Here is a 12,567-nt window from a genome sequence, read left to right on the forward strand (position 1 = left end):
ATGATTTTAATAAAATCAGTTGGGTGTTTTTTATTTCATTAGCCTCGGTTTTGTAGTGATGCTCCTACAAAATCTCTGAATAATGGTTGTGGTCTATTTGGACGAGAAATAAACTCTGGGTGGAATTGAGAAGCTACAAACCAAGGGTGATTTGGTAACTCAATAATTTCTACTAAACGTCCATCAGGGCTAGTACCTGAGAAGATAAATCCTTCTTGTTCCATTTGTTGACGGTATTCATTATTAAACTCATAACGATGACGGTGACGTTCGTAAACAACTTCTTCTCCGTAAGCTTCGAATGCTTTTGAACCTTCAACTAATTTACATGGATATAAACCTAAACGTAATGTACCACCTAAATCTTCTACATCTTTTTGTTCTGGTAATAAATCGATAATTGGATAGTTAGTAGTAGGATCGATTTCAGCCGAGTGAGCACCTTTCAATCCTAAAACATTTCTAGCAAATTCAATTGACGCAATTTGCATACCTAGACAAATTCCTAAGAATGGTACGTTATTTTCACGAGCAAATTGTGCAGTTAAGATTTTGCCTTCTACACCACGGTCTCCGAATCCACCTGGTACAAGAATTCCATCTACGTCGCTTAAAAGTTCGTTTACATTAGCTGTTGTAACTTCTTCTGCATTAATCCATTTAATTTCAATTTCACTATCAAAAGCAAATCCTGCGTGCTTTAATGCTTCTGCTACTGAAATATAAGCATCTTGTAATTCTACATATTTACCAACTAGAGCGATTTTTGTTGATTTAGTTAGGTTTTTAACTTTATCTACTAAAGCAATCCACTCTGTCATATCTGCTTCATTTGTTTGTAGTTTTAAATGATTACATGCGATGCTATCTAATCCTTGTGCTTGTAAAGCTAATGGGATTTCGTAAAGAGTGTCTGCGTCTACACATTCGATTACGTCTTTCGCATCCACATCACAGAATTGAGCAATTTTATCTTTCATTTCTTGAGGTACAGATGTTTCTGAACGTAATACGATCACATTTGGTTGAATACCAATGCTTCGAAGTTCTTTTACACTGTGCTGAGTTGGTTTTGTTTTTAACTCACCAGCTGCTTTAATATAAGGAACAAGCGTACAGTGAACATACATTACGTTGTCGCGGCCTACATCGCTTTTAATTTGACGAATAGCTTCCATAAATGGTAATGATTCGATATCACCAACAGTTCCACCGATTTCAGTGATAACAACATCCGCATTCGTTTCGCGACCCGCACGGAAAACTTTATCTTTAATCTCATTTGTAATATGTGGGATAACTTGTACAGTTCCTCCTAAGTAATCTCCACGACGTTCTTTTTGTAAAACTGTAGAATAAACTTTACCACTAGTTATATTGTTGAATTTAGTAACATTAATATCAACAAATCTTTCATAATGTCCTAAGTCTAAGTCTGTTTCTGCACCGTCATCTGTTACGAAAACTTCACCATGTTGATAAGGACTCATTGTTCCTGGGTCTAAGTTAATGTAAGGATCGAACTTTTGAATTGTTACATTTAATCCTCTGTTTTTTAGTAGTCGTCCTAAAGATGCTGCTACAATCCCTTTACCAAGAGAAGAAACTACGCCACCTGTTACAAAAATATACTTTGTCATAATTGAGCCCCTTTCATTTTTAGCATTCGTATTTTATTTTTCCTTACAAGAAACTACAAAGCTAAACCTTTATAAAAAATTATTTAATAACATTTTGTATGCATGCTTTATTGTCATCCAAAATTGGGTTTTTTCATGCAATTTTTCAACATTTGAATATAAAGTAAACATTTCATTTATTGTTTTATTACATTAAGTATTTGTAAAAAAACAAAGACGCCCCCTATTTAAAATAGGGAGCGTCAAAATATATTTCGTTCTTTTTAAAGAGCCCAATAAGAATTCTACTCATTCAGTACTTAAAAGTCAAGAACTTATCGTTTTTCTTCCTCTTCTAATTCATCTAATTCTTCATCTTCTTCATCTTCTTCATCTTCTAGCTCTAAATCTTCATCATCAATTTCAATGTCTTCATCATCTTCATCGATTTCTTCGTCATCAAACTCATCAGTTTCTTCATCATCAACTAGATCTTCATCTAACTCGTCTAATTCAAGTTCTTCCTCTTCAAACTCATCTTCTTCAGATGTGTCATAATCTTCGAACTCATCTTCTTCCACTTGTTTACGTTTCTTCTTAGGTTTTGCAACAGGTAATACTTCTTCTTCAGCTTGATCATAAGGATACCAAGCACGTAATCCCCAACGATTTTCACCTAAACATACGAAACGGCCATCAATATTTAATTCTGTATAAAATTGAGGAAGTTTTTCTAATAGTGCCTCTCTAGTTACACCTAAAACTGTTGCAATTTGGTCAACTAAATCATAAAAAGAAATAGGTTCCTTTGTTTCAGAAAAAAGTTCATATGCTAATTCAATAAGCGATAATTCTTTTAATTGCTCTTCCGAGTATTGCTTTAAACTCAAGGTAAGCACTCCTTTAAAAATAATATTTTCACCATAATTCAATAACATTATGTATAAATTTTACTAGTTAGTTATAAAATACATATCTTTCATTATAAACAAAACTAAGTTAAATATGCTAGCACCTTGTCTATATTTTTCAATATTAGACTAATTTTTCGCGAAAATAGTAAAATGAGCGTCTAAAAAGACGCCCATTCTACCTAGCTCCAGTCACATGCCCCTTTTGCTGTCTTAAAGCAGACAAGCGGCTTTTCGCAATCCTTTTTTACATATTTCTACGGTATTGTCCGCCTACTTCATATAATGCTTGAGTGATTTGTCCTAAACTAGCAACGCGAACAGTATTCATTAGCTCCTCGAATAGATTGCCATTTTGACGAGCAACTTTTTTTAATTGTTCTAGAGCAACTTGTGCATCTGATTTATGCTTTACTTGGAATTGCTCTACATGATCAATTTGCGATTGTTTTTCTTCGTAGCTTGATCTAGCGATTTCCATTGTATTGATTGATTCCATTTGTTCGTTAGGATTGATGTAAGAGTTTACACCTATGATTGGAAGTTCACCATTATGTTTAAGTGTTTCATAATAAAGTGACTCTTCTTGAATTTTACTACGTTGATATTGAAGCTCCATCGCACCTAATACGCCACCACGGTCACTAATTCTCTCAAACTCTTTTAAGACTGCTTCTTCTACTAAGTCTGTTAACTGCTCAATGATAAATGATCCTTGGATTGGATTTTCATTTTTTGATAGACCATTTTCCTTTTGAATAATAAGCTGAATCGCCATTGCACGACGTACAGATTCCTCAGTAGGAGTTGTGACAGCCTCATCATATGCATTTGTATGAAGTGAGTTACAGTTATCATATAAAGCCAGTAATGCTTGTAACGTCGTACGTATATCATTAAATGCCATCTCTTGAGCATGTAATGAGCGACCTGATGTTTGAACATGGTATTTAAGTTTTTGGCTACGTTCAGATGCACCATATTTTTCTTTCATAGTAACAGCCCAAATTCTTCTCGCTACACGTCCTATTACAGAGTACTCTGCATCAAGTCCATTACTAAAGAAGAACGATAAATTATGTGCAAAATCATCAATTTTCATGCCTCGACTTAAATAATATTCAACGTAAGTGAATCCATTTGATAAAGTGAATGCAAGTTGTGAAATTGGATTTGCTCCAGCTTCAGCAATATGGTATCCAGAAATAGAAACTGAATAATAATTACGAACACTATTATCAATAAAATACTGTTGAATATCGCCCATCATTTTTAAAGCGAATTCTGTTGAGAAAATACACGTATTTTGCCCTTGATCCTCTTTTAAAATATCAGCTTGAACAGTACCACGAACTTTTTGTAAAGTTACTCGCTTTAATTCAGTGAATTCTTCAACTGTTAAAATTCTTCCTAATTCTTTTTCTTTTATTTCAACTTGTTGATGGATAGCGGTATTTAAGAACATAGCTAAAATAATTGGTGCTGGACCATTAATTGTCATAGAAACAGATGTTGAAGGACTACATAAATCAAAGCCATTGTAAAGCTCAATCATATTATCTAAAGTACATACATTTACTCCACTCTCACCAATCTTCCCAAAAATGTCAGGACGGATTGCTGGGTCTTCTCCGTATAGAGTTACTGAATCAAATGCTGTACTTAATCGTTTAGCCGGGTCATTCTCACATAGGTAGTGGAATCGTTTATTTGTTCTGCTTGGAGGTCCCTCACCAGCAAATTGTCTCTTTGGATCTTCATCTTGACGCTTGAATGGGAAAACTCCAGCTGTAAATGGGAAATATCCAGGTACATTTTCTTTCGCTACCCATCTTAATAAATCTCCATAATCTCGATAAGTAGGTACAGATACTTTCGGTATTTTTGTGCCTGATAAAGTTGTAGTTGTTAACTCAACTTTAATTTCTTTATCTCTAATTTTTTGAATTAATTGATCTTGTGAATATGCTTCTTTAATCAATTTAAAATGATTTAGAGCTTGTTTTGTAGATGGAGCAAGAGATGCTTCAAATTTATTTTTCAAATCTACTAATGTAGGTTTTGCATCTTCAATATTTTGTGACTCTATTTCAGACAGAGTTCCTTCAATTTGATAAAGCTTTGAAGCTTTTGCTGCCTCAACTTCAGTGTTTTCGTGATAGTTTCTTACAGTTTCTGCAATTTCTCTTAAATAAAAACGACGATTACTTGGAATAATGACATGTTGTTTCTCTACATTACCCGGCTTAATATATGTCGTATTCCAGTCATTTGCAGTGTGTTTTTCAATTGATTTTGTTAAAGCTAAAAATAAATTATTAGTTCCTGCATCGTTGAACTGGCTAGCTATTGTTCCGTATACAGGCATTGTAGCAATATCATCATGGAAAAGATGGCGACTACGTTGATATTGTTTTTGAACAAGACGTAATGCATCTTCTGAGCCTTGACGTTCAAATTTATTAATTGCAATCAAATCTGCAAAATCAATCATATCAATTTTTTCTAATTGAGAAGGTGCTCCAAATTCACTTGTCATAACATACAGATGTATATCACTGTACTGAGTAATTGCAGCATCACCTTGACCTATACCACTTGTCTCAACAAAAATAACATCAAAATCAGCTGATTTTAAGATTGAAATAGTATCCTCTAATGCATTTGAGATTTCAGATTGACTATCTCGAGTAGCTAAACTTCTCATATAAACATTTGGATGGTGAATTGAATTCATGCGAATACGATCACCTAATAGTGCCCCACCTGTTTTACGTTTTGTTGGATCAATTGAAACAATACCGATTGTTTTTTCTGGAAACTCTTGAATAAAACGACGTACTAGCTCATCTGTTAATGAACTCTTACCCGCTCCACCAGTACCAGTCATACCAATTACTACACTTTTACTAGTTTCTGATTTTTCTAATGTTGCAGCCATCTCTAAGCTTGAATCTAGAGAACCTTTATTTTCAGCTAAAGTAATAAATCTAGCAATTTCTTTATGATTTGTAGCAGATAGTTTTTGAACGTTTTCTAAGTCCTTCAAAGGTGGAAGAAAATCTGTGCTTTGTAACATGTGATTGATCATTCCTTGAAGACCCATTATACGGCCATCTTCAGGTGAATAGATTTTAGTGATTCCGTATCCTTCTAGCTCCTCTTGCTCTTTAGGCAAAATTACGCCACCACCGCCACCAAATAACTTGATGTGAGCAGCTCCTCTTTCTTGAAGCAAATCGTACATATATTTAAAGTACTCCATATGTCCACCTTGGTAGGAAGAAATTGAAATACCTTGTACATCCTCTTGAATTGCCGCGTTAATAATTTCTTCAACAGAGCGGTTATGGCCTAAATGAATAACTTCAACACCATTTTCCTGCAATAATCTTCTAATCATATTGATTGACACGTCATGGCCATCAAATAAGCTTGATGCAGTTACGAAACGAATCTTGTGCTTAGCTTGATACTTTTCTACCATACTAATCATCCCCCGAAATTATAATTACCTTTTTTTGTAAAAGAAAACTTGGTAAAGGGCAATCCATATTCCTTGTACCAAGCGATCCTAATCATTCGTAAAGCGAAAAGAAGAATAAATATTAATTTTTATAGCATTCTTGAGATTACTAGTTTTTGAATTTCTTGAGTTCCCTCATAAATTTGAGTAATTTTAGCATCTCTCATAAAGCGTTCTACTGGATAATCCTTCGTATATCCATAGCCACCGAATACTTGTACTGCCTCTGTTGTAACTTTCATTGCAGTATCGCCTGCAAGTAATTTAGACATAGCAGATTCCTTACCATATGGAAGTCCATTAGATTCTAACCATGCAGCTTGATAAGTTAATAGACGAGAAGCTTCGATACTTGTAGCCATATCAGCAAGTTTAAATGAGATACCTTGTTGAGCAATAATTGGTTTACCAAATTGAACACGCTCTTTAGCATAATCAACTGACGCATCTAAAGCACCTTGTGCAATACCTACTGCTTGAGCAGCGATTCCATTTCTACCACCATCAAGAGTTTGCATCGCAACTTTAAATCCTTTACCCTCTTCACCTAATAGGTTTTCAGCTGGGATACGGCATTCTTCAAAGATAATTTCAGTTGTTGGCGATGAACGAATACCTAATTTGCTTTCTTTCTTACCAACTGAAAAACCAGGTGTATCACTTTCAACGATAAATGCAGTAACCCCGTGTTTATTTGTCGGATCAGTCACCGCAAATACTACGTAAATTTCCGCTTCTCCACCATTAGTAATAAATATTTTTGAACCATTTAAAATATATTCGTTTCCTTCTTTTCTAGCAGTCGTTCTCATACCACCAGCATCTGATCCAGATCCTGGTTCAGTTAATCCATAAGCACCGATTTTTGTTCCTTGTGCTAACGGTTTTAAGAATTTTTGTTTTTGTTCTTCAGTACCAAATTTATATATCGGCCAACTAGCTAATGAAGTATGTGCTGATAAAGTTACGCCTGTTGAAGCGCAAACTCTAGAAAGCTCTTCAACCGCGATAACATAAGCTAAATAATCACTACCGATTCCACCATATTCTTCTGGGAATGGAATACCTGTTAATCCCAATTCAGCCATTTGATCAAAAATTGAACGATCAAATTTTTCATGTTCATCACGCTCAGCAGCTGACGGAGCAACCTCATTTCTAGCAAAATCTCTTACCATTTTACGAATCATTTCATGTTCTTCACTTAAACGAAATTGCATAGATCATTTCCCCCGATTTTTGCTAGGACAAGGATCACAATCAAATGAAAGGTTTTAATTAAAGATAATTATTTTATATCCTATTCCCTTTAACTTAATTGCTCCCTTATCACTGCCATGTTGTTTTTGTCGATTTTTGTAAGCGTTAACAAAATATTTTCTACTTTGACTAAAAAGATAGTCTACTTCGTATAATATTAGACAAAAATCTGAAAATCCCTGTTATTTTTTGTAGAAAAATTTTTAAGTTTGGAAGGAAGGAAAAACAGGATCAAGTTAGTAGGCAAAAATAGAAAAGCAAAAAAAATAACAGCTTAAGGGAGGCAGTACTTAGGTAGAAAGAAATATTTCCCTCCATACCTTTCCTGCTCTTCCCATACCCTGCTTTTCTTGCTTTTCCCTCTTATCGTACCTCTATTAAGACCGCGTCTCCTTGACCACCACCGCTACAGATTGCAGCAATTCCAAGGCCTCCGCCTCTTGCTTTTAGAGCATTAATTAAAGTTACGATGATTCTTGCACCACTTGCTCCAATTGGATGTCCTAGAGCAATTGCACCACCATTTACATTTATTTTTTCTAAAGGTATATCCGCAATTTTCGCACTTGCTAAAACTACAGCTGCGAATGCTTCGTTAATTTCAAATAAGTCAATATCTGATATCTTTCTATTTGTTTTTTGTAATAATTTTTGAATTACATATCCTGGAGTTCTAGGGAAGTCCTTTGCTTCTACAGCCATTGATTCTGTTGCAACGATTGTAGCTAAAGGTAAGTAGCCATTTAGTTTTGCTTCTTCCTCACTCATTAATAAAAGTGCTGCACCTGCGTCGTTTAATCCAGGTGCATTTCCAGCTGTGATTGTTCCGTCGCGATCGAATGCTGGAGATAGCTTAGCTAGTTTTTCAATAGTAGTATCTTCCCTTGGACACTCGTCTACTTCTATTTTGGTTACGACTCCTTTTTTGCCAACTGACTCAATCGTTACAATCTCTTCTTCAAATTTACCTGTTTTAATCGATTCAACTGCAAGTTGTTGACTACGAAGTGCCCACTCATCTTGTTGCTCACGAGAAATGTCTTCGATTTTAGCAACTTCACTTCCATATGTACCCATATGAACTCCAGTAAATGAACAAGTTAGGCCATCTACTAGAAGGCCATCCTTTAATTCTGTGTTCCCCATTTTATTTCCCCATCTTATAGAGGTTTGATAATAAGGTGTATTGCTCATTGATTCCATTCCACCTGCAACAATACGTTTACTTTCGCCAGAACGAATCAATAAATCAGAAAGCATAACACTACGCATACCTGATGCACATACTTTATTTATTGTTTCTGATCTTGTTTCCCAAGGTAATCCTGCATTACGAAGTGCTTGTCTTGAAGGTAGTTGTCCTTGTCCACCTTGTAAAACTGTTCCCATTATGACATCATCAATCATTTCTAATGGATGGTTAACACGGTTCAATGTCTCTTTAATTGCGATACCACCTAACTGAGCAGCACTAAAGCCCTTTAAGGCGCCTCCAAAACGTCCGATTGGTGTACGAACTGCACTTACTATAACTGTTTTACTCATCCCATTTTCCCCCTTAAAATTTTATCTATTTCTCCTCTATAATAAAATTCTATAATCAATCAATTCACCAAATAAAAGGCGGTTTAAAACGCTGCAGGCAGTCTGAAAGGTGTACAAGCTGCACACCTTTCATTGTTATTTTATGAAGATTGAAAAGTTATAGAACTTTTATGAAGCTTGGTTTTGTTTATCACCAAAAATCGATAACTCTAAAAGCTCTGCTATATCTAGTGTTTTAACAGCTTCTTCTACTTCTTTTGCTTTTGTTCCATCTGATAGCATTGTTAAGCAGTAAGGACAACCTGTTCCAATTACATTCGGACTAACTGCAAGTGCTTGTTCAGTACGCGTTACATTAATGCGATTACCAACATGCTCTTCCATCCACATTAATCCTCCACCCGCTCCACAGCACATACCTGTTTCACGTTTACGCTCCATTTCGACTAGTTTGACGCCAGGAATTGCACGAAGAATATCCCTAGGAGCTTCATAAACTTCATTGTATCGACCTAAATAGCATGAATCATGGTAAGTAATCACTTCGTTTACTTGATGAACCGGCTTTAACTTACCTTCTTTAACCAATTGAGATAATAATTCTGTATGATGATAAACTTCTATTGATAAACCAAAATCAGGATATTCATTTTTAAATGTGTTATAAGCATGCGGGTCAATTGTTACTAATTTGCTTACTCCCGCTTTTTCAATTTCTGCGATATTATTACTTGCTAACTCTTGGAATAAGAATTCTTGACCTAAACGTCTAGGTGTATCACCAGAGTTTTTCTCCTTATTACCTAAAATAGCAAACTTAATTCCAGCTTCATTCATTAGTTTTGCAAATGCTAATGCGATTTTTTGGCTACGGTTATCATATGAACCCATTGCACCAACCCAGAATAAGTACTCAATTTCTTCTCCAGCTTTCTGAGCTTCTTTTACTGTTGGGATATGGATACTTTCATCAAGTTCTCTCCAGTTTTCACGGTCTTTACGATTTAATCCCCATGGGTTTCCTTGACGTTCGATATTTGTCATTGCGCGTTGAGCATCTGGTTGCATCTTACCTTCTGTTAAAACTAAATAACGACGTAAATCTATAATCTTTTCAACATGTTCATTCATTACTGGACATTGATCTTCACAGTTACGACAAGTTGTACATGCCCAAATCTCTTCCTCAGTAATTACATCGCCAATTAAGCTTGGACTATATTCCAATGTAGCTGCTGATTCTTGTTTTCCTTGTGAAGCAAATGCTAATTGATTTCCTTTTGTTTTAGAAAACGCAACAGTTGGAACCCAAGGTGCGCGAGATGTAACAACTGCCCCTGTTTCAGTTAAATGATCACGAAGTTTTAAAATTAAATCCATCGGTGACAGCATTTTTCCAGTTGCAGTAGCCGGACAGACATTTGTACAACGACCACATTCTACACATGCATATAGGTCAATTAATTGTGACTGACGGAAGTCACTTATTTTTCCAACACCAAATGTCTCTTGCGTTTCATCTTCAAAATCTATTTTTTCTAATTTTCCTGCCTTCGATAAGCGATTAAAATACACGTTCGCTGGACCTGCAAGTAAATGTGCGTGCTTTGATTGAGGTACATATACTAAGAAAGTTAAAAGTGAAATTAAGTGAATCCACCAAGCAACGTAAAAGAACGAAATTGCTAAAGGTTCACTAATACCATTAAAAATTGTTGCAACTAAAGATGCAATTGGTTCGTGGAAGCTCGTTCCTTCTCCACTCCAAATCATTCCCATTCCATTACCAAACAAAGTTGATAACATTAATAAACCAATGAAAATTAAGACTAACCCGCTTTTCCAACCTCTTTTTAATCGAACTAACTTTTCAATATATCGTCTATGGAAGGCCCAAACAACTGCCACCAATATTAGCAACGCAACGATTTCTTCAAAAAATGTAAATGCACCATATAAAGGTCCAAGTGGTAAATGTACTCCAGGAACAAGACCTCTTAAAATAAAGTCTAAAGCTCCTGCTTGAACTAAAATGAATCCATAAAAGAATAACAAATGAATAAATCCACTTTTCTTATCCTTTAATAGCTTTTTTTGCCCAAAAACATTCACCCAAATTTTTTGAAAGCGATCTTTCAAATTTCTTTCAAATTCTTCTTTTTTACCAAGTTTGATGTAGGCAATTCGTGTTTTAATTAGGTAAATGAATAAATAAATTGCATAAACTGTAATTGCCACAAACCCCAGTGCGTTCAAATACAAAAGTGCATGATCCATGATGTATTCCTCCCCCAATTTTCCCGGTTATAAAGAAAACGCTTACTGTTTAAAAATTTATAACCATAATAATATTCAGAAAATATATACTTTAATTATATAATGAATGACTATTCAGTCAAATACTTTTTCATATTAAATTGGCTCTTTTTCATATTCTTCAATGTATATGGTCATACTATCAACACGTAAAAGGTAAAGGAGTTTAATTATATGATTCTTTGCATTTGCTTAATTGCTCTACTCTTTCTTATACTCCTTGCTAGCTTAGATCTTTATTTTGGTTATAAAGCCTTTCATAAATATGATAAAACTTGTCCATTTAAAAAAAGATATAGTGATACAATGTTAATAACAGATGGTAATGACCTGTACAAGCATCTTCTAGACGATATAACAGGAGCAAGTAGTAGCATTTCTATGCTTTTTTATATTGTTCGAAACGATGAAACATCCGAAAAATTTTTATCATTACTCGAAAGAAAAGCTCGGGAAGGATTACAAGTACGCTTGCTCGTTGATTGGATCGGAAGTTTTAGACTTAAGCGTAAAAGAATAAAAAAACTAAAAGAAAATGGCGTGGAAGTACTTTTTAATCGGCGAACCGGATTTCCATATACTCTCTATCGGTTTCAACACCGTAACCATCGTAAGATTACAGTAATAGATCAAAAAATCGGTTATTTTGGCGGTTTTAATATCGGCAAAGAATATATTGGTTTTGATGAAGACTTAGGTTATTGGAGAGATTATCATATTCGAATGACTGGTGAGGGTGTAAAAGATTTGCACGTTCAATTTTTAATAGACTGGGTTAGAAGTGGCGGAGAATCCGTTACACTAATTAATGACGGTAAATTAGCAAAAGGGAAAATCGAACATCACTTCTATTCGTCGGACTTTGTGCGGATTGAGAACCTATATAAAGATTTAATTGATCAGGCAAATAAACATATTTATATTGGTACACCTTATTTTATTCCAACAAAAAAACTGATGAACGCACTTCTTGCTGCTCTTAATCGAGGCGTCCACATATGCGTAATGGTCCCAGAAAAAGAAGACCACAGACTAGTTAAAGAGGCGAGTTTTCCACATCTCCTTTTAATTTTAGAAGGTGGTGGAGAAGTTTTTCATTATCAGAAGGGGTTCTTCCATGCCAAAGTACTACTCATCGATGATTGTTGCTGTGATGTAGGATCCGTTAACTTTGATCGTAGAAGTCTTTGCATTAATGATGAATGGAGTTGTATTTTTTCAAGTGAGTCTTTCATATTGAAGATTAAGGAAATATTTACAAAGGACTTAGAATGCTCAAAATCATATCCTATTGAGCATTATAAAAATACAACATTCTTATGGAAATGTCGCAAGCTTTTATCCAAGCTTCTTTCACCATTAATGTAGTGTTTTGAAATATACAAAAACA

Annotated in this window: 7 protein-coding genes; 1 reads left to right on the top strand and 6 read right to left on the bottom strand. The window is 34.9% G+C overall.

The genetic code is table 11. The annotated features are described in order from the left end of the window. Window positions 1–38: 38 nt before the first annotated feature. From ACFVR2_RS13770 to ACFVR2_RS13795, 6 genes are all read right to left on the bottom strand, one after another. The gene (locus ACFVR2_RS13770) at window positions 39–1,640 is read right to left on the bottom strand and encodes a CTP synthase (protein ID WP_387362527.1); all 1,602 of its coding nucleotides are present in this window, start codon (window positions 1,638–1,640) and stop codon (window positions 39–41) included. A gap of 314 nt (window positions 1,641–1,954) precedes the next feature. Beyond that, window positions 1,955–2,509 (bottom strand): DNA-directed RNA polymerase subunit delta, encoded by a 555-nt coding sequence (gene rpoE / locus ACFVR2_RS13775; RefSeq protein WP_387362529.1) that lies wholly within the window; start codon window positions 2,507–2,509, stop codon window positions 1,955–1,957. Between the two features lie 268 nt (window positions 2,510–2,777). Continuing rightward, entirely contained in the window at window positions 2,778–6,017 is a 3,240-nt protein-coding gene (gene icmF, locus ACFVR2_RS13780) for a fused isobutyryl-CoA mutase/GTPase IcmF (RefSeq protein WP_387362531.1), read from the bottom strand. A 128-nt stretch (window positions 6,018–6,145) separates the two neighbouring features. Further along, entirely contained in the window at window positions 6,146–7,276 is a 1,131-nt protein-coding gene (locus ACFVR2_RS13785) for an acyl-CoA dehydrogenase (protein WP_387362533.1), read from the bottom strand. Between the two features lie 403 nt (window positions 7,277–7,679). Next, on the bottom strand, window positions 7,680–8,861 hold the full coding sequence (locus tag ACFVR2_RS13790; RefSeq protein WP_387362535.1) for an acetyl-CoA C-acetyltransferase: 1,182 nt from the start codon (window positions 8,859–8,861) through the stop codon (window positions 7,680–7,682). Window positions 8,862–9,029: 168 nt separating this feature from the next. Next, on the bottom strand, window positions 9,030–11,138 hold the full coding sequence (locus ACFVR2_RS13795) for a heterodisulfide reductase-related iron-sulfur binding cluster (RefSeq protein ID WP_387362537.1): 2,109 nt from the start codon (window positions 11,136–11,138) through the stop codon (window positions 9,030–9,032). Window positions 11,139–11,351: 213 nt separating this feature from the next. On the opposite strand from ACFVR2_RS13795, the gene cls reads away from it, so the two are divergent. Further along, window positions 11,352–12,545, top strand: a complete 1,194-nt coding sequence (gene cls, locus ACFVR2_RS13800; protein ID WP_387362539.1) for a cardiolipin synthase — start codon at window positions 11,352–11,354, stop codon at window positions 12,543–12,545. The last annotated feature ends 22 nt before the right edge of the window (window positions 12,546–12,567 follow it).

Source organism: Gottfriedia sp. NPDC057991 (assembly GCF_042886615.1).
Classification (GTDB): Bacteria; Bacillota; Bacilli; order Bacillales; family Bacillaceae_G; genus Gottfriedia.